At 56.9% G+C, this 25999-nt stretch carries 24 protein-coding genes; 9 read left to right on the forward strand and 15 right to left on the reverse strand.

The genetic code is table 11. The annotated features are described in order from the left end of the window. The first annotated feature begins 32 nt into the window (after positions 1-32). Complete coding sequence (locus HCU74_RS06760) at positions 33-827, forward strand: alpha/beta fold hydrolase (RefSeq protein ID WP_168449646.1); 795 nt, start codon at positions 33-35, stop codon at positions 825-827. 88 nt (positions 828-915) lie between these two features. Continuing rightward, positions 916-1791, forward strand: coding sequence for a DUF2971 domain-containing protein (locus HCU74_RS06765; protein ID WP_168449647.1), 876 nt, complete (start codon positions 916-918; stop codon positions 1789-1791). Between the two features lie 29 nt (positions 1792-1820). On the opposite strand, the gene HCU74_RS06770 is transcribed toward HCU74_RS06765, so the two are convergent. Both HCU74_RS06770 and HCU74_RS06775 read right to left on the reverse strand, forming a co-directional pair. Continuing rightward, positions 1821-3416 carry a choline dehydrogenase gene (locus HCU74_RS06770; RefSeq protein ID WP_168449648.1) on the reverse strand — a complete coding sequence of 532 codons (1596 nt, stop codon included), beginning with the start codon at positions 3414-3416 and terminating at the stop codon, positions 1821-1823. Positions 3417-3502: 86 nt separating this feature from the next. Then, a complete protein-coding gene (locus HCU74_RS06775) occupies positions 3503-4321 on the reverse strand; it encodes a pseudouridine synthase (protein ID WP_210425137.1) in 819 nt (272 codons plus the stop codon). 93 nt (positions 4322-4414) lie between these two features. Between HCU74_RS06775 and HCU74_RS06780 the strand changes: the two genes are divergently transcribed. Continuing rightward, complete coding sequence (locus HCU74_RS06780; RefSeq protein WP_168449649.1) at positions 4415-4918, forward strand: SRPBCC family protein; 504 nt, start codon at positions 4415-4417, stop codon at positions 4916-4918. Between the two features lie 19 nt (positions 4919-4937). Here the strand turns inward: HCU74_RS06780 and HCU74_RS06785 are convergent, their stop codons facing one another. The 5 genes from HCU74_RS06785 to HCU74_RS06805 form a co-directional block, all read right to left on the reverse strand. Beyond that, positions 4938-5513 carry a YtfJ family protein gene (locus HCU74_RS06785; RefSeq protein ID WP_168449650.1) on the reverse strand — a complete coding sequence of 192 codons (576 nt, stop codon included), beginning with the start codon at positions 5511-5513 and terminating at the stop codon, positions 4938-4940. Between the two features lie 157 nt (positions 5514-5670). Beyond that, positions 5671-6090 (reverse strand): secondary thiamine-phosphate synthase enzyme YjbQ, encoded by a 420-nt coding sequence (locus HCU74_RS06790; protein ID WP_168449651.1) that lies wholly within the window; start codon positions 6088-6090, stop codon positions 5671-5673. 18 nt (positions 6091-6108) lie between these two features. Further along, positions 6109-7464 carry a sigma 54-interacting transcriptional regulator gene (locus HCU74_RS06795; RefSeq protein ID WP_168449652.1) on the reverse strand — a complete coding sequence of 452 codons (1356 nt, stop codon included), beginning with the start codon at positions 7462-7464 and terminating at the stop codon, positions 6109-6111. Further along, a complete protein-coding gene (locus HCU74_RS06800) occupies positions 7464-7973 on the reverse strand; it encodes a hypothetical protein (RefSeq protein ID WP_168449653.1) in 510 nt (169 codons plus the stop codon). Before HCU74_RS06800 ends, HCU74_RS06795 begins: the two co-directional genes overlap by 1 nt. A gap of 9 nt (positions 7974-7982) precedes the next feature. Next, positions 7983-9464 (reverse strand): sensor histidine kinase, encoded by a 1482-nt coding sequence (locus HCU74_RS06805; RefSeq protein ID WP_168449654.1) that lies wholly within the window; start codon positions 9462-9464, stop codon positions 7983-7985. A gap of 276 nt (positions 9465-9740) precedes the next feature. Here HCU74_RS06805 and HCU74_RS06810 point away from each other — a divergent pair, with 276 nt between their 5' ends. Together HCU74_RS06810 and HCU74_RS06815 are read left to right on the forward strand one after the other, a co-directional pair. Beyond that, positions 9741-10094, forward strand: a complete 354-nt coding sequence (locus tag HCU74_RS06810; protein ID WP_168449655.1) for an EF-hand domain-containing protein — start codon at positions 9741-9743, stop codon at positions 10092-10094. An 80-nt stretch (positions 10095-10174) separates the two neighbouring features. Then, entirely contained in the window at positions 10175-10777 is a 603-nt protein-coding gene (locus HCU74_RS06815) for a porin family protein (RefSeq protein ID WP_168449656.1), read from the forward strand. A gap of 109 nt (positions 10778-10886) precedes the next feature. Here the strand turns inward: HCU74_RS06815 and HCU74_RS06820 are convergent, their stop codons facing one another. Continuing rightward, positions 10887-11705, reverse strand: coding sequence for an ion transporter (locus tag HCU74_RS06820; protein ID WP_168449657.1), 819 nt, complete (start codon positions 11703-11705; stop codon positions 10887-10889). Next, a complete protein-coding gene (bioA, locus tag HCU74_RS06825; protein WP_168449658.1) occupies positions 11698-13011 on the reverse strand; it encodes an adenosylmethionine--8-amino-7-oxononanoate transaminase in 1314 nt (437 codons plus the stop codon). The genes HCU74_RS06820 and bioA overlap by 8 nt, the downstream gene beginning before the upstream one ends. 165 nt (positions 13012-13176) lie before the next feature. Here bioA and HCU74_RS06830 point away from each other — a divergent pair, with 165 nt between their 5' ends. Beyond that, positions 13177-14562 (forward strand): class II fumarate hydratase, encoded by a 1386-nt coding sequence (locus HCU74_RS06830; RefSeq protein ID WP_168449659.1) that lies wholly within the window; start codon positions 13177-13179, stop codon positions 14560-14562. 59 nt (positions 14563-14621) lie between these two features. Here HCU74_RS06830 and HCU74_RS06835 read toward each other — a convergent pair whose 3' ends face one another. Continuing rightward, positions 14622-15257 (reverse strand): arylesterase, encoded by a 636-nt coding sequence (locus HCU74_RS06835; RefSeq protein ID WP_246864480.1) that lies wholly within the window; start codon positions 15255-15257, stop codon positions 14622-14624. On the opposite strand from HCU74_RS06835, the gene HCU74_RS06840 reads away from it, so the two are divergent. Then, entirely contained in the window at positions 15241-15906 is a 666-nt protein-coding gene (locus tag HCU74_RS06840; RefSeq protein WP_168449661.1) for an ABC transporter ATP-binding protein, read from the forward strand. The genes HCU74_RS06835 and HCU74_RS06840 overlap by 17 nt on opposite strands. Then, the gene (locus tag HCU74_RS06845) at positions 15906-18413 is read left to right on the forward strand and encodes an ABC transporter permease (RefSeq protein WP_168449662.1); all 2508 of its coding nucleotides are present in this window, start codon (positions 15906-15908) and stop codon (positions 18411-18413) included. Before HCU74_RS06840 ends, HCU74_RS06845 begins: the two co-directional genes overlap by 1 nt. Here HCU74_RS06845 and HCU74_RS06850 read toward each other — a convergent pair. From HCU74_RS06850 to mutS, 5 genes are all read right to left on the reverse strand, one after another. Beyond that, positions 18410-19075, reverse strand: a complete 666-nt coding sequence (locus tag HCU74_RS06850) for a TetR/AcrR family transcriptional regulator (protein ID WP_168449663.1) — start codon at positions 19073-19075, stop codon at positions 18410-18412. The two genes, HCU74_RS06845 and HCU74_RS06850, sit on opposite strands and share 4 nt — an antisense overlap. Before the next feature lie 157 nt (positions 19076-19232). Continuing rightward, positions 19233-20954, reverse strand: coding sequence for a potassium/proton antiporter (locus HCU74_RS06855; protein ID WP_168449664.1), 1722 nt, complete (start codon positions 20952-20954; stop codon positions 19233-19235). Positions 20955-21114: 160 nt separating this feature from the next. Further along, positions 21115-21309, reverse strand: a complete 195-nt coding sequence (locus HCU74_RS06860; protein WP_168449166.1) for a hypothetical protein — start codon at positions 21307-21309, stop codon at positions 21115-21117. A gap of 169 nt (positions 21310-21478) precedes the next feature. Beyond that, positions 21479-21802 carry a ferredoxin FdxA gene (gene fdxA, locus HCU74_RS06865; protein ID WP_168449665.1) on the reverse strand — a complete coding sequence of 108 codons (324 nt, stop codon included), beginning with the start codon at positions 21800-21802 and terminating at the stop codon, positions 21479-21481. A 117-nt stretch (positions 21803-21919) separates the two neighbouring features. Then, on the reverse strand, positions 21920-24502 hold the full coding sequence (gene mutS / locus HCU74_RS06870) for a DNA mismatch repair protein MutS (RefSeq protein ID WP_168449666.1): 2583 nt from the start codon (positions 24500-24502) through the stop codon (positions 21920-21922). Between the two features lie 285 nt (positions 24503-24787). Between mutS and recA the strand changes: the two genes are divergently transcribed. Next, positions 24788-25825: a recombinase RecA gene (gene recA, locus HCU74_RS06875; RefSeq protein ID WP_168449667.1), complete on the forward strand. Its 1038-nt coding sequence runs from the start codon at positions 24788-24790 to the stop codon at positions 25823-25825. The last annotated feature ends 174 nt before the right edge of the window (positions 25826-25999 follow it).

The following is a 25999-nucleotide window of genomic DNA, read 5'->3' on the forward strand; positions in this document are numbered from 1 at the left end:
ATGCGCCAGCATTCTAACAACCGGATCGAAACATGAGAAGTGAACTGAGAGACGGCGGCCTGCAAATGCATGCCGATATCAGTGGCAGCGGAGAAACCGCAGTGGTGTTGCTGCACGGCCTGTTTGGTTCAGGCAGCAATTTGATGAGTTTGGGCCGGTATCTGGAGCCGGCCTATAAGGTGGTGCGCATGGATCTGCGCAACCACGGTAAATCGGCCCACCGGGATACCATGGACATTCCACAAATGGCCGAAGATTTGCGAGTCACCCTGGACGCCCTTGAGATAGATCAGTGCTGTCTGTTCGGGCACTCCCTCGGCGGCAAGGTGGCAATGCAGTTTGCCATTCGCCATCCCCAGCGCTGCAGCAAGTTGGTGGTCGCCGATATTGCGCCGGTGCGCTATGGCCGTGGGCACGATGCCATTATTGAAGCACTGTTGGCGCTGGATCTGCGTTCGCTGCGCAACCGTGAACACGCCGATGAGCAACTGCGCGAGGCGGTGCCGGAGATTGCCGTGAGACAGTTTCTGTTGAAAAACCTTGCCCGAGATGGCCAGGGTGGCTGGATGTGGCGGATGAATCTGGCGGCGATTGCCGACTGTTACGACAATCTGCGCGACGCCCCCGATAGCGATGTATATTCGGGGCCAACCCTGTTTATTCGCGGTGGCGCTTCGCGTTATATCGTCGATGAAAACCGGGTGCCTATCATGAAGCAATTTCCCGATTGTCGACTCGAAACCATCGAAGACGCCGGTCACTGGCTACACGCGGAAAAGCCCCAGCAGTTCAATGGACTGGTTGGAGAGTTTCTCGCCCAGGCGTAGCGATCGCGGGGATGGTCATTGCACTGTCACGAAAGCGGATTATTTTTGTGCCGCTTTATCCATTGCCAAGACCTTACAGGACTCTATTTTGATAAGCGCCATCAGTGAGGCTCTCTACGCCGAGCAACCACAGGACACTCTCTACCACTACACCTCGCTGGGTGGGGTGATTGGTATTGTGTCCAGTCAAACCCTGTGGGCGAGTGACATCCGTTATATGAACGATTCGGCGGAACTGCGCCATACCTCTGATCTTGTGCGCCGAGAGGTGGAACAGCGGATAGGGGCCGGCCACGACCAGCCGCGGTTGCTCAATGCCTTTATCGACTGGGTGCAACACCGCATTACCAATGGCCATATTCTTTTTGGCGCGTCGTTTCGTGCCAATGGCAATCTGCTAAGTCAGTGGCGGGGTTACAGCTCGGTGGGCAAGGGCGCGAGCCTCGGCTTTGATGCCGGAGCAATTCGCCGCTGCGCACTGGAGCAGAGTTTTCGGTTGGGGCGCTGTGTCTACGACTCCGGCAGCCAGCAGCGACTCATCGCCGATATTGTCGATGCGGTAGAGGTATTGGCGGACGACTACCCTGAATTGTTCGACAGCGACCACCCCGATGCCTTCCTGCCGCTGTTTCAGCAGCTGGAGACCGATCTGCTGCGTATCGCTGCCATTCTCAAGCACCCCTCATTTGAAGAGGAGCAGGAGTGGCGACTGGTATCACCGGTGATATCCGACTACCCGAATGCCGGGGTGTACTTTCGCGAGGGGCGGTCGATGCTGGTGCCCTATATGCGGTTTTCGCTGATTCCCGACGGTGCTGACGCCATTGCCATGGATCATGTTTTTCTCGGGCCGACGCCCAATATCAGCCTGTCGATGAACTCGATGAAAATGTGCCTGCTGAAACACAATATCCGCCCTGCACGAGGAATCGAATACTGCCAGATTCCCTACCGCCAGCGTTGACGCCACCAGCGGTAGTCTTGCTCTGCTGTTCAGCGGCCGGACTGGATAAAATCGGCGCAGCGCTCGCCGATCAACACTGAGGTGGCGTTGGTGTTTCCCGAAATCAAGGTGGGCATAATCGAGGCATCGGCCACCCTTAGGCCCTCGATTCCTCGGACTTTCAGCGTCGGCGTCACCACCGCCATATCGTCTACTCCCATTTTGCAGGTGCCGACCGGGTGATACACCGATTCGCCGGTGTTGCGAATAAATTCCAGTATGTCCTCGTCGCTCTCGACCTCGGGGCCGGGCACCAGCTCCTCTTTGCGCCAGGGCGCTAGCACCGGCGCCTCAAAGATCGCCCGGGTTTTACGCACTGCGGCGATCATCACCTGACGATCCTCTTCTTCGGCGAGATAGTTGTGCCGGAAGGCCGGTTTTTCCAGTGGGTCGGCACTGCGGATATGCACGTATCCACGGCTTTTTGGGCGCAGGTAGCACACCGTTGCCGTAGTGCCTGGCACCGTAATCATCCGTCCTTTTTCGTCCTGCTCCCCGGCGGCAGGGGTGAAGTGAATCTGGGCGTTAGGTCGGGTAGCTGAGTCGTCAGTGCGGAAAAACACCCCTACCTGGGAGGCTGGATGGGCGAGTAAGCCGCGACCGGAAAGTATGAATTTACCGAGGTTTTTCAGGATCGCCAGCGGGCGAGTGTCATCGACAAAGGTCTTGACCCCGTCAAAGGCCCGCTGAATATTTACCGTAAGGTGGTCCTGCAGGTTTTCGCCGACGCCGGGCAGGTCGCACACCGGAATAATTCCCTTGCTGCGCAACAGGTCGGCGTTGCCAATACCGCTGAGTTCGAGCAGTTGTGGTGAATTAATAGTGCCACCGCAGAGGATGATTTCGTTGCGACAGCGCACGCTGACTTCACGGCCTTTGGCGATATAACGCAGCCCGCAGGCACGTTGGTTCTCAAACAAAATACGCGTTGCCTGGGCGCCGGTCATAACGGTGAGGTTGCGGCGTTTACGCGCCGGCTGCAAATAGGTTTTTGCTGTGCTCTGGCGGCGCCCCTTGCGAATGTTTACCTGGTAGAACCCGGCGCCTTCCTGGGTGCTGCCATTAAAGTCGGCATTGTAGGGAATGCCCGACTCCACTGCGGCCTTCACGTAAAGATCAGCCAGTTCGTAGTGATCCTGTACTTCATCGACCCACAGCTTGCCATCGCTGCCGTGAAAGTCGTTCGCGCCGCCGGTGTATTGTTCGCAGCGCTTGAAAATCGGCAGCAGGTCGTCATAGCTCCAGCCTTCATTGCCCAGCTCGGCCCAATGATCGTAGTCTTCCTTCTGGCCACGGATATACACCATGCCGTTAATCGAACTGCAGCCACCCAATAACTTTCCCCGGGGCTGGTCGATACGCCGTTGGTTCATATGGGGTTCGGGGTCGCTGCTATAGCCCCAGCTGAACTTAGGGTCTTTCATCGTGAAGGCAAAGCCCAGCGGCATGTGGATCACGGGATTGCTATCCGAGATTCCGGCTTCCAGCAACAACACATTGTACTGGGGGTTTTCACTCAGACGGTGGGCCAGGGCGCAACCGGCAGAGCCGGCACCGACAATAATGTAATCGTATAGGTTACTCACTGAACCTGCGTCTCCGTGTTGGTATTGTTATTCGATTGTTAACAGGTCCCAGTGTAGAGCCCGCCGGTCGAAGCGTTAAGTTATAATTATGTAACTTTTCGGGGTGGGGGTGGATCAGGTGGTGCGGGCAGGGCGTTCAGCCAATCGAATTGTTGTAGCAGCGCGGCAAACTCTCCCGAGGGTGGCTGAAAAAAACGCAGGGCCTGGCCGTCGGCGGGGTGGAGAAATTCCAACTGATTGGCGTGGAGCAACAGGCGTGAACAGGCCAGATGCTTGGCGAAGTAGCGGTTGTGTCGTCCGCGACCGTGTTTGGCGTCGCCGATGATGGGGTGGGAAATATGTTTCATGTGTCGGCGAATCTGGTGGGTGCGGCCGGTGTGGGGCTCCGCGAGCACCAGTGAATAGCGTGAGCTGGGGTAGGTTTCAATTTCAACCGGCAGGGTGGTCGTGGCCAAGCGGGTGAAGGTCGTTCGCGCCTCCTTGGGCGGGCCTGCCTCAGGGCGGCCTGCGTAGCTGTCCGGGTCGGCGCGCAGGGCGTGGTCGATCAAGCCAGAGGCCGGGGTGTGACCACGGACCACTGCGAGGTAGTGTTTCTGTACCTGTTGTTCTCGGAATTGGCGGTTCAGGTCTGCGGCGGCGTCTTTGCACAGGGCCAATACCATGACCCCGGAAGTGGGCTTGTCCAGTCGGTGAATCGGGAATACCTGTTGGCCCAGCTGGTCCCGCAGGAGTTGCAGAACGAAGCGGGTTTCGTGGCGGTCGATGGGACTGCGGTGCACGAGTATCCCCGCAGGTTTGTCGATCACCACAATGTGCTCGTCGCGAAACAAAACGGGAATTGGAACGTCATCTGAATGGATGACTTTCACATCAGCTTCGCTGCCGTTTGATGAAGAGTTTGTCATGTTCGCCTACTTTTCTTGTCCGCAAAAACAACAGAGTGTTAGATTCCCAAGGGTCGGCGCATTATGCCGTACATAATAAGATGGAGTGGCCCCGTGGCAAAAAAATATCCCTGCACCCCTGTTGATATGACGTTTTTCGAGCGGGTGGCGTTCTGCTATGTCGCGGAAGAAGTTTTTGACGTGAGTGCCGCACGCGTCTTTGCGTCCTTTGAAAACGCCGATGACTGGCCCCGGTGGGCGCCACCGATACAACGGGTCGAGTGGACTTCTCCTCAGCCCTTTGGCATGGGAACCACGCGCACCGTGCATATGGTGGGTGGTTTGGTTGGCTACGAAGAATTTATTGCGTGGGAGCGGGGCCGGGAGATGGCGTTTTGCTTCGTCGCTTGCAGCAAGGACTATATTGAATCCTTTGCCGAGCGTTACGAGGTTGAAGAGCTGGCAGCCGACCGCTGTCGAGTGCGCTGGTCCATGGCGATGAAGCCAAAGGGCTTCAGCCGCTACTTTCTACCGCTGTTCAGCCCGGTGATGACTGTCGGGGTAAAATATATGCTCAAGAACCTGAAAAACTATGTGGAGAATAGCGCCAAGGGCTGACCGCCATTGGCGCCCGCGCTCACGCTGCTGCGTTGGCCTTGGTAATTTCGGCATTGAGCATGGTAATAATTGTTTCGATATCCGCTTCGCTGAGACTGCCTTCGTGGAAGTAGACGATGCGACCCTCAGCATTCAGCAAGATTACCGCCACAGTTTTGCTTTGTAATCCCCAGGCGGCCAGTGCCCGGTTATCATCATCGGCGACCAGTGTGGCCGACGGCGTTTCTTTCTTGTTCTTGCTCATGGCCGATGCCGCCAGCCCAGCCGCACCCCACATCGCGTCGCCAAGGTTAATCACCGACACCGACTGAAAGCTGCCCTCGGGGTAATCAACTTCCTTCAAACGTGTGCGCAGAGGGTCAATGATAGATTCCGACGACAGACGTGCCGCAAGATGGAATACCAGTGCTGGCGTTCCAGCGTGAATTTGCTCGGAGCTCCAGGGCGTATAGTGTATTGAATCGTTTTGCAGAATCAGCTCGCCCTTGGTGGGAATTTTTACCGGGGGCAGGGTATCACCCAGCTCCAGTGCCGAACCCAGGGCACTGGCTGTGGCCAATAGCACGCCCAAAAAAGTATTACGTAAACGCTGCATGGTGTTGTCCTTTCAAATTGTTGATTCTTATGTTCGCCAGACTCCGGGCGCGCTAAGCGTAGCATAGGCCTGTAGCGAAGAAGATGACGCTTTGTTCAGGTTACCGGCGATGGAGGTCAGTATTGCTGGGTGGGGATGAATGCACCCTGAACAACGATTATTCTCCATTCAGGGTTAACACCAACTGCCGGCTGCCACCGTGATTGCGGTGTTCGCAGAGATAAACCCCCTGCCAGGTGCCAAGTAACAGGCGGCCATTACCCACGGGTACACTGACACTGCTGCCGAGCAGGCTGCTTTTAATGTGGGCCGGAAGGTCGTCGCTACCCTCATCATTGTGGCGGTAGCGGGGGTCATTTTCAGGCACAAGACTGTTGAACACAGTTTCAAAGTCCTGACGCACCGTGGGGTCGGCATTTTCATTGATGGTCAGCGAGGCGGAGCTGTGCTGGATGAAAATATGCAACAGGCCGCAGTGTACTGTGCCCAGCTCAGGCAGGGCGCGGGTGATGTCGTCGGTTATAAGGTGAAAGCCGCGCCGGCAGGGGCGCAGCGACAGGTGTTTTTGTATCCACATCGGCGGGTGATGACTCCTTTAGTGCGACTCCATGCGAGCCTGTTCACGCAGGCGTTCGGGATCAATGCCATGCTTTTTAACCAGTTTATAGAAGTCGCTGCGATTGCGCCCGGCTACCTTTGCGGCCTGGCTCATATTGCCGCCGGTATTGGCCAGCAACTGCCGCAGATAGTGCTGTTCAAATTCCGCTCGGGCCTCGGCGAGTTTGGGCAGAGGCTTGCCCTGCGAGGCGGCGGGCAGACAGGCCTGCAATTGCGCGTTACTGATCACCGGCCCGGGGGTTAATACCACCAACTGTTCGATAACATTGGCCAGCTGCCGGATATTCCCTGGCCACGGGTAGTTAATCAGTGTTGCGCGGGCGGAGGGCGACAGGTTTTTAACCTCACTGCCGTGGCGCTCTGCGGCAGATTTGAGAAAATGCGCGGCAAGCAGGGGGATATCCGATGGGCGTTCGGCAAGGGTGGGCAGTGTCAGCACCACCGCATTGAGTCGATAAAAGAGATCTTCGCGGAAATCCCCAGCGGTAATGGCTTCGTGCAGATCCCGGTGGGTGGCCGACAGCACGCGCACGTCAATGTGTCGGTCGCGGGTGCCGCCAACGGGGCGGAGTGATTTCTCCTGTAACACTCGCAGCAGCTTGGCCTGTAATGCGAGGGGCATATCGCCAATTTCGTCAAGGAACACAGTGCCACCGTCGGCGCTGACAAAGAGGCCTTCGTGGTCGCGTACGGCACCACTGAAGGCACCTTTCACATGGCCGAAGAGTTCAGACTCCAGTAATTCGGCCGGTATGGCGCTGCAGTTTATTGCCACAAAAGCCTGATCGGCGCGATCGCTGGCCCGGTGCAGCGCACGGGCCAAAAGTTCTTTACCGGTGCCGCTGGCACCCTGAATCAGAATGTTGATCGGGCTGCGGGCAACGCGCTGGGCTTGATCCAGTAACTGTCGGATGGCCGCGCTGCCGCCGATAATTTCTTTGGCCCAGTCAGCGCGGGGCTCCGGGGCTTGAACGGATAACGCCCGGTTTACCACGTCGAGCAGTTCGCGCTTGTCTACTGGTTTGGTGAGAAAACCGAATACTCCGCGCTGGGTGGCGGTGACCGCTTCCTGTATTGAACCGTGGGCGGTAAGCAGAATAACCGGTAAGCCTGGGCGCTCGACCTGTATGGCTTCAAACAGGGCGAGGCCGTCCATGCCGTCCATGCACAGGTCGCTGATGACTAAGTGTATTTTTTCGGTCGAGAGGATGCGCAGTGCCTGCTCGCCGCTTTCCGCGCAATGGATGCGATAGCCCATTGCGCTGAGGCGCATTGACAGTAACTCCAGCAGTTCCGGGTCGTCATCGACCAACAGCAGTTCATTATGTGACATTAGAGTTCCTCAGCAGGATGTTGTTGCTGGTTTATCTGGGCTTCAATGTCGCTGATACCCTCAATCGTTTTTTTCAGCTCCCGGCGAAGGGCGTCGGCCTGGCTACTCAGCTCCAATAGTTGCAAGCGGTGGTCGCTGAGCATTGTTAACAGGCCGAGTTCCGCGTCGGTCAGGGTATGTTGCTCGAGAAAAGTGGAAATGCGATCAAGGTGCTCCTCCTGTTGTCGTGGTGTGCAGCTGCGTATCAGCAGCGCCTGGAGCAGAGCGTATTTTCCGGAGTTTTGCTGATAGCTGCTCCTTTGCTGTCGCTCATTTTCCGGCAGAGCACAGAGTGATCGACGCTCGGCCAGCAGGCGCTCGGTGCTGCGGTAATCGTCGATCGCAGCGACACAGTGTGCTGCTTCCAGTTCCGCGGGCGGTGGTTGTTTGGCGAATGGCGCGCAGCCAGCCAGAACTGTTGCGAATAGCGCTGTGGCAACCGGTGCCCCCCACTTGGATAAAACCCGCATAAACCCTCTTTAGTCTGTAACCCGTTGTGACAATTGCGAAAAGCGCAAGGTAAACTCACAGCCCTTGTCGCGTTCACTGTTCAGCGTGATTTGCGCACCGAGGCTGTCGGCACAATCTTTGACGATGGCAAGGCCCAGACCGCTCCCCTTTAGCGCTCCTCGGCGGGGGACTGTCCCCTGCTCAAATGCCTGAAAAACCCGTTGTTGTTCTTCCTCGGGAATACCCGGGCCGCTGTCTTTGACAGTTAAAAACCAAAAGTGCTCAGTCTTCCACCAGCGCACAGTGACGGTATCGCTTGAATCGCAATACTGGAGCGCGTTGGATATGAGGTTGGACAGAATCATTTCAATGGCCAGGGGATGGCAGCGAATTTGATCGAAGCCGCTGTCCACAGTGCAGTGCGGGGCATTGCCAAAATAGCGGCTGCGGTAGGTGTCGAACAGGCGTTGGCACACCGCCGCCAAATCAAGCTCTTCTTCCGGTGTGTGATTCACACTGGCGGCGGCATTGTAGTTAAGTAGCTGCTGAATAAGCTCCTGCAGATGATTGGCTTGGCTACGCTGAATACTTAGCACCCGTTGCTGTTCCCTGGTGACAGGTCCGGGCAGCTGTTCGCTGAGTAATTCGTTGGCGTCGATAATCGCGGCCAGGGGGCTTTTCAATTCATGGGTAATATGGCGACTGAGGCGTTCCTGCTGTTGCTCGGCGTTTTCCAGTTCCGCGCGCATCCATTCCAGTCGTTCACCCAGTCGCACCAGGTCAGCGGGGCCCTCAATCGCGATAGCGGGACGCCACTGCCCTCGACCAAGTTGCTGTATTGCTTTGCTGAGTTTTCCCAGAGATCGGGAAATAAGCAGCGAACTGAAACCCAGTAGCAACAAGGTGGCTGGCAGCGCCAGGGCACTGGTCAGCAGTATATGCCGGCGCGCGGTGTCGAGCTTGTCGCGATTGCGGTGCAGCGACGCATCCACTGCCTCGGCAATGGTTTGACGGATTTTCTGGTTGTCTTGCTGAGCGTGGCGATAGTGTTCGTCAAGTGAGGTAGGGGCGTGGCCGGACTCGCTGAGCTGAATGATTTGAGCGAGGTGCTGCTTCAGGCTTTTGCTGGTCTCCGTGTAGGTCGTTTTATCCTGTAGGGGCAATAACAGCGATATGGCCAGTAACGACTCCAGGGTTTTGTCGTGCTTCTGGTGTAGCAGAGTGAGGAAGCGGTCTTCGCGCAACAGTTGATATTGTCGGGCGGCCCGCTCGATGTCTTCGGTCTGCTTGCGCAAGGTCACGCTGAGCTGGCCGAGCAGTGTCTGATCTCTTAGCTGACGGGACTGGCTGTGGCTTTGTTCGTTCAGCTGCCACAGGGCATAGCTCACCGCGACAATCAGCGGGAGCATCGACAGAAGGGTGGCCAAAAACCACTGCTGCTGCAGGCTTGGCCCCCGTTGCCGTTGCCATTTCGCGGCGGGCTCAATGTCGTCATGTTTTGCCTGTTGCAAATTTGCGATACCGTAAGTTATTGAATTAATTGGAATAAAAATATTATTTATCGCCGAGTGTTGGCGTTTGCCTACAGTTCTGACTGTGTTTTACTCACCATAGTTCGCCAAAAATTCATAACTTATTGAAAAATATGGAAAAATAAAATTGGCACGCGACTTGATATAGCTCAGGTGACAGCGAGGAAAAGGACGATCTCGCAGTCAGTCACGCAGGACTGAAGTCGAGGCGTTATTGCCTCCACCGACTGTAAACTTGATAGGAAGGAGAGTGTTATGAAGAAAACATGGTTAGTTCTCGCAGGTGTAGTAATGAGTTCAGCGGTTATGGCCGCTCCCTTGGGCAGCAATATCGGAGGCAGTGCCGGTGGTAGCGGTAGCCTGAATTCCGAAGCAGGCGCTCAGGGTGGTATGAGCGGCCAGGGTGGCCAGAACACCGATAGCAGCGATGCGCTGTTCGGTGCACTTGACGGCGACGGCAGCGGTTCACTGAACAAGCAGGAAGCTCAAGCCGAACGGAACCTGCGTCAGCACTTTGACGACGTTGATGCGGACGGCAATGGCGAAGTCAGCCGCGACGAGTTTCTCGCTCGGGAAGACCGCCTGAAGGAACTGGAAGAAGCCGAGTAATTCTAACCAGTACTGACCCCTGGAGCAGCAGCTTTGCTGCTCCATTGTTTGTACGATGAGAATAGTACGAGGAGCTTTACATGGACTTAATATCCAAGGATTTCAAATTACTGCCAACAAAAACCGTTCTTGCAGGGCTGGGCATTGTCGGCGCCGCTGCGTTCTACAGTTCAGCTGTACACGCCGGCCCCGCACTCAGTGGCCCACATATGTACGTAGGCGGTAATTACGGCGTGTATAAGTCCCGCGACGGTGACTTTGATGAAGACGATGATTTTGTTGAGCTGTCACTGGGTGCGCAGTTCAATCAGTATTTCGGTGTTGAGGCGGGCTATCTGAACTTTGGTGAGTTTTCCGGTACCGCTGGTTCCGCCGACATTGATGGCTACGATCTTGCTGTGGTTGGCCGCCTGCCACTCACTGAAAGTTTCGGCCTGTATGCCAAAGCCGGGCAATTGTTCTGGGATGCGGATTTTGACTTCCTCGGGACGAAACAAAGCTACGATGGCGATGAGCCCTTTGTCGGCGTCGGGGTCGACTTTAAAGTTGCCGAGAATCTTGCGGTCAATCTTGAGTACGACCGCTACAACATTGATCTCGACGACTCGTCATTCCCTAACCCCGCCAACAACTGGGAGGGTGATATGGACACCATGAAAATTGGTGCCCGCCTGATGTTTTGATCCGTCCATGTGGATCGGGTGAGCAAGCCCCCTACTTGTTGAATACCCCGACTCCTCATCTTGCCAGCTACAGTCCCCCCCCCCCCTCTGACTCCTGTAGCTGGCCTTTTTAGAATTTTGGTGGCAGTGCCTCACCGCAGTGCTTGCAGTAACGGGCATCGCGATCGTGACCGCGTTTTTTGCAGGCCTTGCACTGACTCCGGGTTGCCTCCCGCTGGGCTTCCTGCAGTAGCTCCGAGCTGATGATTCCCGTTGGAATAGCGATAATGGCGTAGCTGGTGACCATTGCCAGGGCGGCAATGACTTGTCCCAGCGCGGTATGCGGCACGATATCGCCGTAGCCGACGGTGGTCACCGTAACAATCGCCCAGTAAATACTGCGAGGCAAACTGGTAAAGCCGTTGGCGGGGCCTTCGATCAAATACATCAGTGAACCGAAGGCGATTACCAGTGTGAGCACTGTGGTAAAAAAGACGAATATTTTGTGGCGAGAGGCGGCAATTGAGCGCAGCAGTACATTGGCTTCCGAGGTGTACTGCACCAGTTTCAATACGCGGAATACCCGCAGTACCCTGAAGATTCTAATGACCAGCAGGTGCTGGGCCCCTGGTACGAGCAGCGCGAGGTAAGTGGGCAGAGTCGCAAGCAAATCAACAAGCCCATAAAAACTAAACATATATTGGCGACGGTCGGCGCTGCAATAGATTCTTGCCAGGTACTCAACGGTGAACAGCAGCGTAAACCCCAGTTCCGCCGCGTATAACCAGTCGCCCCAGCGCGCGTGGATACTGGCCACGGAGTCGAGAAAAAGCGCTGTCACGCTGCTGATAATCACTGCAATCAGGACAATATCGAAGGTGCGCCCCGGCCCGGGCTCGGTGCCAAAAATGATCTCGCGCATTTTCTCCCGCAGGGTGAGATCAGCCATGTTGCGCGTGTTCCTCGCTGAGCACAGCAATGGTTTTGGCGCAGAGCAGCGCCAGATCATCGGGGCTGATGGTATAGGGCGGCATGGTGTACACCAACTTGCCGAAGGGTCGCAGCCACACGCCGTGGTCAACAAATCGAGGTTGAATAGTGGCCATGTTGACCGGCTGCTGTAACTCAATGACGCCGATCGCCCCCAGACAGCGTACATCGGCGACACCGGGAATCTCTCGCGCCGGAGCGAGGCCGCTGCGAAGTCCCTGTTCAATAGCGGCGACCTGCGATTGCCAGTCGCTGGACAGCAAAACGTCGAGGCTGGCATTGGCAATGGCGCAAGCCAGCGGGTTGCCCATAAAGGTCGGCCCATGCATAAATGCGCCGGCTTCCCCTGAGCAAATTGTCGCGGCGAGTTCCTCGCTGCACAGGGTCGCGGCGAGGCTCAGGTAGCCGCCGGTCAGGGCCTTGCCGACACAGAGAATATCCGGCTCGATGCCGGCGTGCTCACAGGCAAATAATTTGCCGCTGCGGCCAAATCCCGTGGCGATCTCGTCGGCGATTAACAGCACATCGTACTGGTCGCAAAGCGCCCGCACCCTGCGCAGGTAGTCGGCGGAATAAAAACGCATACCCCCGGCACCCTGCACAATGGGCTCCAGCACCACGGCGGCCAGTTCGTGGTGGTGTTGCTCAATCAAACGGGTGATTGAGGCCATGTCCTGGTCGCTGGCTGTCTCGCCGAAGGGGGTAGCGGGGGCGTCAGCAAAGAGGTGCTGCGGCAATACCTTGTTGAACAAATGGTGCATGCCATTGACCGGGTCGCAGATCGCCATGGTGGCAAAGGTATCGCCGTGGTAGCCGTTGCGCAGCGCGAGCAGGCGGTGTTTGTCGCTTCTGCCCCGGCCTATCCAGTATTGCAGTGCCATCTTGATAGCGACCTCAACAGCGACGGAACCGGAGTCGGCAATAAATACTCGGGTCAGGGACGCGGGGGTCATATCTACAAGGCGCTTGCCAAGGGTGGCGGCGGGCTGGTGGGTGAGGCCGCCAAACATGACATGTGACATCGCCTCCAACTGGCTTTTGGCGGCTTCATTCAGGGCCGGGTGGTTGTAGCCGTGAATGGCGGACCACCATGAGGCCATGCCGTCTATTACCTCGCGGCCATCGGCCAGGGTAAGGCGAACCCCCTTTGCAGAGCTTACGGCAAAGGGGGTAACGGGGCTGTGCACGGAGGAATAGGGATGCCAGATATGGTTGCGGTCCCATTCCAGCCACTGTTCGGCACTGACGTGTTTATAATCGGTCATGGTGTACTCCAGTCTGTGCCGCTAGTTTAGGGGCTGAGCCAGTGAATTGCATCTGCTGCCGTACTGTCGCCGTGAGGTGATAGGTATATGTGTAATGTTGCACCTTACCCGCGAGGAGCGGTCGAAGGCGCTACAGCCAATGAGAAGTCTTCAAGGGGAGTTGAGATGACAAGATACCGTATTGAAGCAGACAGTATGGGTGAGCTGCATGTGCCGGAGAACGCATACTATGGCGCGCAAACCCAGCGCGCGGTCGATAATTTCCAGATCAGTCCGTTGCGGATGCCGCGGAAATTTATCGACGCCATGCTGCGGATAAAACGCAGCGCGGCCCAGGTCAATCGCGACGCGGGCTTGCTCGACGAGGCGCGCTGTGCAGCGATCAGTCGCGCCGCAGCGAGTCTGTTGGAAGCCGAGGATCTCTCTGCCCAATTCCCGGTGGACGTGTTTCAGACTGGTTCCGGGACCAGCACCAATATGAATGTCAACGAGGTGCTGGCCCATATTGCCAGTGAATATTCAGGGGTGGATGTTCACCCCAATGACCATGTCAATATGAGCCAGAGCAGCAACGATGTGGTGCCCACCGCCATCCATTGCAGCGCGGCCCTGGCGATAGAATTTGAGCTGCTACCGGCGTTGCGGGAACTGGAGCAGGCTATTTCTGTTCGGGCTCGGGAGTGTGAGTCCATTATCAAAACCGGGCGCACCCATTTGATGGACGCGATGCCGATCAGTTTGGGGCGGGAAATAGGCGCCTGGGCGGTGCAGGTCAACAAGAATACCGAGCGCTTGTGGTACGGGCGGAAGCAGCTGTGCAAACTTTCCCAGGGCGGGACGGCAGTGGGGAGTGGGATCAATACTCCCGAGCTGTTTGCGGAAAAGTTTTGTGCCTCGCTGAGTGCCGACACCGGGCTGCGCTTTTCAGTCAATGAGTCCTTTTACGAAGGCCTTGCTTGCCAGGATACCGCAGTGGCGGTGTCCGGCGAGCTGCGCACTGTGGCGGTGAGCCTGATGAAAATCAGCAACGATTTGCGTTGGATGAACAGCGGCCCCCTCGCGGGTTTGGGGGAAATTCGTCTGAAGGCCTTGCAGCCGGGCAGCAGCATTATGCCGGGCAAGGTCAACCCGGTGATTCCCGAAGCGGTGGCGATGGCGTCCGCCCAGGTTATGGGAAACGATGCGACCATTGCCATTGCCGGGCAGTCCGGCAATTTTCAGCTGAATGTTATGTTGCCGGTGATCGCCTATAACCTGTTGCAGAGTATCGAACTGATGACCAGCTGCGCACGGTCGCTGGCAGATAAGGTGATTGCGGATTTCGTTGTCGAAGAAACCGTGCTGCGTCGTGCGCTGGCAAAGAATCCGGTATTGGTCACCGCGTTGAACCCGATACTGGGTTATCAGCGGGCCGCTGAAATTGCCAAGGAAGCCTATGCCAGCGGTCGGGATATTATCGATGTGGCCGAAGAGATGAGTGACATCTCACGGGAAAGGCTCGAGCAGCTGCTTGAACCGGCCCGACTGGCTGAGGGCGGCCTGCCGGATTAGCGGGTAAGTGGGATAAGACCACCGGTGTGGCGGGCGTAAGTCCGGTGTCTGTACAAATCTTAATTCAGTAAACCTTCCAGCCCTGTGAGGACTTTCGTTACTATCAGGGGCTGGGCCTGTGCATTGGGGTGAATGCCGTCGGCCTGCATCAACTGCGGGTTTGTGGCGATATCGTCGAGGATAAACGGCAACAGGGTGATTTTATGTTCCTCGGCCAGGGCAGCGTACAGGGCCTCAAAGGCAGCAGTGTAGCGACGGCCGTAGTTGGGCGGGATTTTCATCGACATCAGCGCCACGTTTGCCCCGTGTTGTTGGCTTTGGCGAATCAGGGTCGCCAGATTTTTACGTATGCCTGCAACAGGGTAGCCGCGAAGTCCGTCATTGCCGCCCAATTCGATAATAACGATATCGAAGCGATTTTCCGCCAGTAAACCGGGCAGGCGGCGCAGTGCGCCGGCGGTGGTCTCACCGCTGACACTGGCATTGGTCAATCGGTAGTGTTTGGGGAGTTGTTCTGTAAGCAAGCTGGGCCAGCTTTCATTTTCTGACATGCCATAGCCGGCGCTGATGCTGTCGCCCAGCACGAGCAGGTGGCGCTCAGTCGCCGCGGCGCCGAGACTGAAAAACAGTGCGCAAAAAAAGGCACTTACCAAGCGAATAGGGAAGGCTGATATAAGCATGATTCGAGTAGACAATGTCTCCAAAACAGTACGCAGTGGCAGCGAAGAGCTGACCATACTGAAAGGTATCAGTATGGAAATCAAGGCGGGACAGAGTGTCGCCATTGTCGGTGCCTCGGGTTCCGGGAAGTCCACCCTGCTGGGCTTGTTGGCAGGGTTGGATAGCCCCAGCAGCGGTTACATCCATCTTCAGGGAGAGGATGTCACCGCGATGACAGAGGACGAGCGAGCGGCGTTGCGGGCGCGGGCGGTGGGCTTTGTGTTTCAGTCCTTTCAATTGCTGCCCACGTTAACAGCACTGGAAAATGTGATGCTGCCGCTGGAGTTATCCTCTGCCAAGGGGGCCAGGGAACGGGCGCTGGAGCTTCTCGAACAGGTGGGACTGTCCGCGCGAGCCGGACATTATCCCCGGCAACTGTCCGGCGGTGAGCAGCAGCGGGTGGCCCTGGCCCGGGCCTTTGTGGTGGAGCCGGACATTCTGTTTGCCGACGAGCCCACCGGCAATCTCGATGCGGTGAACGGCGGGCATATTGAAGAACTGCTATTCGCTATGAACCAACAGCGTGGTACCACTCTGGTATTGGTGACCCATGAGCCCCATCTTGCCGAACTGTGCGAGCGCCGCTTTGAAATGCGCGACGGCCAGTTGGCGGAACAGCACTGATGCTTCAGTTGCGCCGATTATTAAGAGAGATACGGGGTGGCGAGCTGCTGTTGTTGGCGGTATCGCTGGTACTCGCGGTGGCCAGTGTCGCTGGCATTGCCGGTTTTGCCGAGCGTTTGAAGTTGGCAATGGGGGAGCGCAGCCTGTACTTCCTCGCGGCGGATCAAGTGTTGGTGTCGCCGTCGCCGCTGCCCCCTGAGTGGCTCGAAAAGGCGGAAAACAGCGGCATTTCAGTCGCAAAAACGGTGTCTTTTCGCACTATGGTTTACGGTAGTGCTGCAGATCCGGCTGATGAAAAAATGCTGTTGGTCGCGCTGCGCGCTGTGTCTGACCGCTATCCGCTACTGGGTACGGTACAGTTCAGCGATACCGTTTACGGTAATGCCCAGGAAAGCGCCGGCGGGCCACCGCGCGGTGAAATCTGGCTGGATTCCCGAGCCTTTGCCATGTTGGGTATTGCGCCCGGTGCCGAGGTCGAAGTTGGCGAAGCCCGTTTGCTGGCGAGCCGGGTATTGGTTGACGAGCCCGATCGCAGCAGTTCGATCAATGTATACGGGCCGCGGGCATTGATGCATAGCGGTGATGTTGCTTCTACCGGGGTGGTGCAGCCGGGTAGCGTCGTTGATTATCGCTATTTATTTGCCGGCGATACAGCGCAACTTGACAGCTTTGCTGGCTGGTTAGAACCGAAGATGTTGCCGAGCCATCGCTGGCGAACACTGACGGATAACCAACCAGCACTGGCACAGAGCCTGGATCGCGCGGAGTCCTATATGCTTCTCGCAGCCTGTCTTGCAGTGGCGTTGGCCAGTGCCGCCATTGCCCTTTCCGCACACCGCTATGGGCAGCAGAATATTGACCGAGTGGCATTGATGAAGTCCCTCGGTGCCAGTCGCCGCTATATCCTGTCGTTCTACGCGCGTCAGGGTGCTGTATTGCTGGGTCTTGCTGTGCTTATGGGCGGGTTGATTGCCGAGGCGCTGCAAGGGCTGTTATTCCAGAGCATTGCCCAATTATTGAATGTCGAAGTGCCCGCGGGGAGCTGGCGGCCACTGCTCACCGGGGCGATTACCGCCGGCGTGTGTCTGTTGTGTTTCGCTGCGCCGCCCTTGTGGCGACTCAGTCGAGTGTCGCCGATGCGGGTATTACGCCGGGATCAGGAACAGGACAATGCCGGCCTGGCGATGCCTCTGTTGCTGGGGGGCGGTGCGATGTTCGGCTTGATGCTGTGGTTCAGCAACAGTGTGGCGTTGAGCGTGGCGGTGATGTTATCCAGTGTGGTGTTGTTGCTGCTGGCCGCGGCGCTGGTGCTGTTATGTATTCGTGGCGCGCGCTCGCTGAGTACACGGATGGCCGGCAGTCGTCAGCGTTTGGCCATCTCCAATATTTATCGCCGCCGCTATGGCAACGCTTTTCAGCTCGGCAGCATTGCTCTCGCGTTGATGAGTCTTCTCAGTGTATTTCTGCTGCGTGAGATGCTGTTAAAAGACTGGCAGAGCCAATTGGCCGAGGGTACGCCGAATTACTTTCTGATTAATATCGCGGAATCTGAACTGGCGGAGCTCGACGGGTTTTTTTCCGAAAATGGCGTTGCTCATGCCGGCATTTTTCCCATGGTGAGAGGCCGCTTGAGCCATATTGATGGCGTGCCCATGGCTGACACCGATATCGACGCGAATACCGCTGGCCTGAACCGTGAGGTCAATCTCAGTTGGTCGGCGGAGCTGCCCAGCGATAATCGACTGCTGGCGGGAAAATGGTGGTCGAACACAGCGCACACCTCAACCGACAGTGACAGATTGCCGGTGTCGGTCGAGTCAGAGGTTGCGGAGCGAATGGGTGCGGAGTTAGGCACTCGGCTGCAGTTTAATATTGGTGGGCAGACCCTCGATGCTGAAGTCACCAGTATTCGCGGGCTGGACTGGCAGAGTATGCGGCCGAACTTTTATTTTCTGTTTCCCGCCAACAGTTTGGGACGCTACGCCAGTTCCTATATCACGAGTTTTTATCTGCCCGCAGAACAGCGGCCGCTGTTGGTTGAGGTGATGTCTGCCCACCCGACTATTACCCTGATTGAAGTCGACGCAATTCTGGCGCAAATGAAAGAGGTGGTCAGCCAGCTATCGGCAGCGATAAGCCTTATTGTGCTGCTGTTACTGGTATGTGCATTGTTGGTGTGTGTCAGTAATGTGCAGTTAAGCCTGGACACGCGCCGACAGGAATATGCCCTGTTGCGAACGCTCGGTGCGGGAAACCGCTTCTTGCGGGCTACGCTGTTTTTGGAGTTTGCGTTTCTTGGCGGATTGGCGGGATTGGTGGCGGCGGTGGGTGCCAATCTCTGTCTGGTCGCGCTGCAAATATGGGCGCTGGATATGGCGCCCCGGGTTCATTTGTGGAGTTTTTTGTTTACGCCCCTGGCGAGCGCAGTGTTGGTTACTGTGCTCGCCGCAGGCTATGGGCGTCGATTACTGCGAACCCCTGCTGTGGCACTGCTGCGGGGGCGTTAGTCAATCGGGGGGTAGGGCGTTGCTTCTTTCGGCAGGGTAGCGATATCGGTGGGGTCTGTGCACAGCCCGGCAATCATCATGCGCATGGACTTTTCCGCCTGCAAATCGAGGTCGCGGTGATAGCCGTAGGTATCGCCGTGATCCAGCATCAGCGTGGTCACGCCATGTACCGCTGCCCAGATGGTGTGGGCGATAGATGCGACATCGTCGATGGGACGCAGTTCACCGTTGGCCAGTCCCCGTTCGACTCCGGAGCGCACCTTGTATATGGCCTCACGGCCCGCGGCAAAAAGCTCGGGATATTGATTACGGGGTTGCAACACTGGCCCGAACATCAAATGGAACATTTCGGTATGTTCGCGGGCAAACTTGATATAGGCGAGGCCAAACATCAGCAGGCTTTGGTCTGCCCGGGGCTCGTTCTCGCTGGCTTTGCCGATTTCAAAAAAGCGCTTGAACCCCTCGACCGCCAGTGCGGCGAGCAGGGCATTCTTGTCGCGAAAATGACGGTAGGGGGCGGTTTGCGATACGCCGATTTCCCGCGCCAGGGCGCGCAGGCTGAGGTCAGCAATGCCCCCTTCGACGAGGTGCTGCTCGGCAAGCTCCATGAGTTCATGGCGCAGATTGCCGTGGTGATAAGTAGATGTATTTGTCGATGCCATGTGTTTACTTCTTGTGTTGCGCAAAGGTAATGTTGACAGTCATTCGCGCAATTGTCACCCCTTTCGATGAATTTCGCCTGTATTTCTGGTTGTTAAGCACACGTTTGCTGACAGCCGGGAAATGCCAAATACTGCCGCAGACGTGCGGCGGCTGAGGTCAGTCGTTACTGCCTGCACTGCGCAGGCCAATCTTGCGTACCTGTTCGCCATCCATTTCGGCGACGGTCCAGGTCATATTTTGCCAGGTAATATGGTCGCCCAGCACGGGGCGGTTGGACAGTTGGGTGGCGAGAAATTCGCCGAGGCTCAGCTGGCGCTGTTCGTCGCTGATCGCCAGATTGTAAAGCTGCGCGATATCCGCCAGCCGTGCATCTGCCTGCAGAATAAAATCGCCGAAAAAGCGCATGTCCAGCCCGTGTTTTGGCGGTTCACTGAACAATTTGCCCAAGGCGGGCAGGTCGGCCTCGTGGCCGATGACGCAGAGAATATCGCCGCTGTTGAGTTGGGTGCTACCGCTGGGGTGCAGTAATTGCTGGTCGCGAAACAGGGCGGCGACACGGGTGTTGTCCGGCAAGTGGAGGTTACGCAGGGCTTTGCCGATGTACCACTTATCTTCAACCAGGGTATACACAAACAGCTCCCACTGACTGGTGCTGTGGACTTCCAGGCCAACCCGGGACACCGGTGCGGGGATGGAGGGCACGATCACGTCAGCTCGGCGTCCCGCCCAGCCGAGACTGCTGCCCTGAACCAGCAATGACACCAGAACAATGAAGAACGCGACATTAAAGTAGAGCTGAGCGTGATCCAGGCCCGCCATCATCGGGAAAATGGCAAGAATAATGGGTACCGCGCCGCGCAGGCCCACCCAGGAAATGAAAAACCGCTCGCGCATATTAAAGCGCCGAAAGGGCAGCAAACTGCTGAAAACGGCGAGTGGCCGGGCGACGAAAATCATCCACAGTGCCAGTATCAGTGCCGGTAGTGCCACGGATAACAGGGCGCTGGGGGTAATTAATAAACCGAGTACCAGGAACATACCGATCTGGCTCAGCCAGGCCAGCCCGTCGAACATATGGAGAATGCCGTGGCGGTTGCGTACCGGGCGGTTGCCCAGCAATAGACCGCAGAGATAGATGGCCAGAATGCCGCTGCCGCCGAGGGCGGTAGTGGTAGCGTAAATTATCAATCCGCCGCTAACCGCCAGTAAGGGATAGAGACCGTTGGCAAGGTTCATACGGTTTATCAACCGCCACAGTAAATAACCACCGCCGAAGCCCAGTGCAATCCCCAAACCGAACTGCCACAGGAGATCGGCGACCAATAGCATACTGAAGCTGCTTCGGGAGGCGATAAGTTCGATGACGGTAATCGTCATAAACATGGCCATCGGGTCGTTACTGCCCGATTCAATTTCGAGGGTGGCGCCCACCCGCTCGTTAAGACCACGTCCACCCAGCAGTGAAAATACCGCTGCGGCATCGGTTGAGGCGACGATACTGCCAATCAGCAGGCCCTCAATCCAACGCAGCTCGAACAGCCAAACAGCCGCGAGCCCGGTAAGTGCCGCGGTCACCAAAACTCCGACGGTGGCCAGCGACAGAGCGGGCCACAGTGCCACTCGGAAACTGGCCATACGGGTGCGCATACCGCCGTCGAGCAGAATAATCGCTAACGCGAGGTTGCTGATAAGGTAGGCCAGTGGAAAATTGTCAAAGCGCAGGCCGACAGGGCCATCTTCACCGGCGAGCATGCCGACGCCCAGAAACAATACGAGAATGGGGACGCCCAAACGCGATGAAAACGAGCTCACGAGTATACTGACGGCGACGAGACTGGCGCCGATAAAGAACAGCGTATTGATGTAGGAGGCGTCCACGTCGAACCTTAATAACGATTGCCGACGAATGCGGCGACCGGGGTAGTCTACCTTGAACGCCGCGAGGGTTCAGTCAAAAATGGTGAAACAGGCCCCCTGCGCAATGGCAAAGGGCCTGTGTGGTTGTGCAGAGAATGGTGCTTTAGTCGAGACGATGACGTTAGTTGGTGGTGTGGTCGTCTATTTCGTCGCTGATTTCCTCGGCGCCCTCGTCAAAGCTTTCTGCAGTCTCTTCCATGGGGCCTTCGTCGCGGTCGCAGGCGGTCAGCAGGGACATACTACCCAGGCCGAGGGTGATCGCCAGTAGAAGGCGGCTAAGTGGCAATTTACGCAATAGGTCATTGATCGTCGTCATAATTCAAAACACTCCTTGATAGTCGGTTCTGATGAACATCCGGGCATTGTTGTCCCAATGCTGTGACCGCGATTTGCTGGTAGCGTTCCACCGGGGATTTTCCGCTATTGAAACAGGGGCGAAAAAAAAACCGCTTGAAGCGGGTTTTTTTTCGCGAACCAAGCCTCGCTCAGCGCTCGAGATATTGCAGCTTGCCCGGCTTGCCGGCCCACTCTTCAGCGTCGGCGGGAGCCTCTTTCATCTCTGTGATGTTTGGCCAGATTTCCGCGAGTTCAGCGTTCAGCTCGAGGAATACCTGCTGATCTTCCGGCAGTTCATCCTCAGAGAAAATCGCTTCTACCGGGCATTCGGGCTCACACAGTGCACAGTCAATACATTCATCAGGATGAATGACCAGAAAGTTCGGGCCTTCGTAAAAACAGTCAACAGGACATACTTCTACGCAGTCAGTGTGTTTACACTTGATGCAATCTTCACCTACAACAAAAGTCATTTTGGTCAGCCCCTTTACTCTCTGACTGTGAATCGACAAACGCGCATTGTAACACCAGCATAAAAAGTCGGTACAGTTTATGCGTTAACAATTATTCAGGTGTGTGTTATCTGTTTTTCAGGTTGATCCGCTGCTGAGCGACTTGAGTTCGTAGAGCAATGCCAGTGCCTCGCGGGGGCTTAGCCCGTCGGGGTCGATGCCCTGGAGTTTTTCCACCGCAGCGTGAGGCTCAACGATGCTGAACAGGTCCGGCTGGGGACCGCTGGTCAGCGGTTTCGCCGCTGTGCCGGGGTGTATGCTCTGATTTTCCAGCTCGTGCAATTTTTTGCGTGCGGCCTGAATGACCTTGTCGGGAATGCCGGCGAGCTTTGCGACCTGCAAGCCGTAGCTGCGGTTGGCCGGCCCCTCTTCAAGGCGGTGAAGGAAAACAATGTGGTCGTTATGCTCCTTTACCCCCAGATGCACATTCGCGGCTAATGGATAGCTGTCGGGGAGCACTGTCAGTTCGAAGTAGTGGGTGGCAAAGAGCGTAAAGGCGCGCACTCTGTCTGCCAGTTCTATGGCGCTGGCCCAGGCCAGCGACAGGCCGTCAAAGGTGCTGGTGCCGCGGCCGATTTCGTCCATAAGAATCAGACTGCGCTCGGTGGCGTTGTGCAGGATATTGGCGGTTTCAGTCATCTCCACCATAAAGGTAGAGCGCCCGCCGGCGAGGTCGTCGGAGGAGCCGATGCGGGTGAATATTTGATCGACAATGCTCAGTGTGGCACTTCGTGCGGGCACAAAACTGCCAATATGGGCGAGCAGGACGATAAGCGCTGTCTGACGCATATAGGTCGATTTACCGCCCATATTCGGCCCGGTGATAATCAGTGTGCGCCGCTCCTTGTCCAGTTGCAGATCGTTGGCGATAAAGGGTTCGTCGAGGACGCTTTCCACCACGGGGTGGCGACCCTGTTCGATGTGCATCACGCCCTCGTCATTGAACTGCGGCTCGCAGAAATCCAGTTGCACCGCGCGTTCGGCCAGATTGCACAGGGCGTCCAGCTCGCAGATCGCATGGGCGGACATTTGCAAGGCGCCCAGGGCGTGGTTGAGTTCGTCGAGAAGCTGGTCGTAGAGGAACTTCTCTCTGGCCAGGGCGCGGCTTTTTGAGCTGAGCGCCTTGTCCTCAAACTCCTTCAATTCCGGGGTGATAAAGCGCTCGGCGTTTTTAAGTGTTTGGCGGCGGATATATTCCACCGGGGCCTTTTCCGCCTGCATTCGGCTGATTTCAATGTAGTAGCCGTGCACACGGTTATAGCCGACTTTCAGGCTGCTCAGCCCGGTTTTTTCCCGCTCGCGAACCTCCATCTCCATAAGAAAAGCACCAGCGTCGGAACTCAGACTGCGCAGCTCGTCAAGCTCCTGATCGAAGCCGGGGGCGATAACGCCGCCGTCGCGGACGACCATAGGCGGATTCTCGATGACCGCCCGTTCCAGCAGCTCAGCGATGACCGGGAATTCGCTGATTGATGTGCTCAGTTCCCGCAGGTGGGGAAGTTCGATTTCCCGCAGGGTGGCCTGCAGTAGCGGCAGCACGGCCAGCGAGGCTTGCAGGCGGGACAGGTCGCGGGGGCGGGCGGAGCGCAGGGCGACCCGGGACAGAATCCGTTCGAGGTCGCCGATATGGCGCAGGTGTTCGCGCAGGGACTCGAAACGGTAATCTTCAATTAACAGGGCGATGCTATTGCGGCGGGCTTCGATCAGCTCTCGGTCGCGCAGTGGTCGATGAAGCCAGCGTTTGAACAGGCGGCTACCCATGGCGGTCTGGCAGCGATCCAGCACCGAGGCCAGAGTGTTGTCGCTGCCGCCGCCGAGATTCACATCCAGTTCCAGGTTGCGCCGGGTGGCGGCGTCCATGGCAACGGCGCGGTCGCTGGATTCCAGTATCAGACGCTGGATATGGGGCAGCTCGCAGCGCTGGGTGTCCTTGACGTATTGCAGCAAACAGCCCGCGGCAGCAGTTGCCGCAGTCAGAGTGTCGCAGCCAAATCCCGCCAGATCCTGCACCTGAAAATGGCTGCACAACTGGCGATGGGCGGTATCGAAATCGAAGTCCCAGGGGGGCAGGGCGCGGCGGCCCGGCAAATCCGGCAGCCATTCGCCGCCAAAGTCCTCTGGCAGCAGCAGCTCAGCGGGGCGCAAACGTTGCAGTTCGCTGAGCAGGGCGGCTTCGCTGGCCAGTTCTGACACGGAAAAACGACCGCTGCTCATGTCGAACACCGCCAGCCCAAATATCGCTCCCTGCTGGCAGCAGGCGACCAGCAGATTGTCGCGGCGCTCGTCCAGCAGAGCCTCATCGCTGAGGGTGCCGGGGGTGACTATTCGGGCAACCTTGCGCTCCACGGGGCCTTTGCTGGTAGCGGGGTCGCCGACCTGTTCGCAGATGGCGACTGACACGCCCTGCTTGACCAGACGGGCCAGGTATCCTTCGGCGGCATGATAGGGCACACCGCACATGGGAATAGGTTCGCCGCCGGACTTACCCCGGGCGGTCAGCGTGATGTCCAGCAGTTCAGCGGCACGCTTGGCATCGTCAAAAAATAATTCGTAAAAATCACCCATGCGATAAAACAGCAGTTCGGTGGGGTGTTGTGCCTTGATTTTGAGAAACTGCTGCATCATTGGCGTGTGAGAAGCCAGGTCAACGCCTGCGTTCATAGTGACAGATCTCCGTGCCGCGGGTCGCGGCTGATTCAGATACGCTTTTGCAAGGCAGAGAAGTTTACGGAATGCGCGGGTCACTGGCCAGTGACCAATTGTCGTGAACCGACTCTTGCGACTTTCCTGTAAAAAGGGGATTGACAATTGGAGTGTATATACTGAGTATATATACAGTAATTTTAACAGTGGCGCTGGCGGCGGAGCAGCAGACCGAGCGAGTGGCCATTCAAGCAAATTTTCCACCCGCGCGGTATCGCGCGAATGCAAAAGGGTTAGCACATCATGGATGCCAATAAGCAGAAAGCACTTGAATCGGCACTGAGCCAGATCGAGCGTCAGTTCGGCAAAGGCTCAATTATGAAAATGGGCGAAAGCTCCCGGGAAGTGATGCCGTCGGTGTCTACCGGCTCTCTGGGGCTGGATATCGCGCTGGGCATTGGCGGCCTGCCCTTTGGTCGTATCGTTGAGATCTATGGGCCGGAGTCCTCCGGCAAAACCACCCTGTGTCTACAGGTGATGGCCGAGGCGCAGAAGCTTGGCAAAACCGTTGCCATTGTCGATGCCGAGCACGCCCTCGACCCACAATATGCCGAAAAGCTTGGGGTGAATCTCGATGACCTGCTGGTGTCGCAGCCTGACACCGGTGAGCAGGCACTGGAAATTACCGATATGCTGGTACGCTCCGGCTCTGTGGACGTGATCGTTATTGACTCGGTGGCCGCCCTGGTGCCCAAGGCGGAAATTGAAGGGGATATGGGTGACTCCCACGTTGGCCTGCAAGCTCGCTTGATGTCCCAGGCCCTGCGTAAGTTGACCGGCAGTATCAAACAGACCAATACCCTGGTGATCTTTATCAACCAGATTCGAATGAAGATCGGGGTAATGTTTGGCAACCCTGAAACAACCTCAGGTGGTAATGCCCTGAAATTTTACGCCTCAGTGCGGCTGGATATTCGCCGTACCGGTGCGGTAAAGGAAGGCGATGAGGTAGTGGGTAACGAAACCCGGGTCAAGGTGGTGAAAAACAAAGTGTCGCCGCCGTTTAAACAGGCCGAATTCCAGATTATGTATGGCCGTGGAATATACCGGCTTGGTGAGGTGATCGACCTGGGGGTTAAGTTGGGCCTGGTGGATAAGTCCGGGGCGTGGTACGCCTATAAGGGCGATAAAATTGGCCAGGGCAAGGCCAATGCATCCAAGTATCTGGCCGAGAACCCCGAAATTGCCAAGGAAATTGAAGGCAATATTCGCGAGCAATTACTGCCGAAACCCACTCCAAAAAAGACGGGCGCTGAAGAACCAGCCGAAAGTGAAAGCTAGTCTTTCTCGATAAAGGGCTGCTCAGGCCCAATGGTGGCAAAGGGCGGCTTCCTTTTGCCGCCAAGGCGGTTACACCAAGCCAGCTACATCCTGCCAGTTAAACCCCGCCCCGCCTGGCAACAGGCGGGGCGATCTTCCGGTCTGATTTTCGCGACACTATTTCCTGATGAGGTG

The organism is Spongiibacter thalassae, assembly GCF_012272835.1.
Taxonomy (GTDB): Bacteria; Pseudomonadota; Gammaproteobacteria; order Pseudomonadales; family Spongiibacteraceae; genus Spongiibacter; species Spongiibacter thalassae.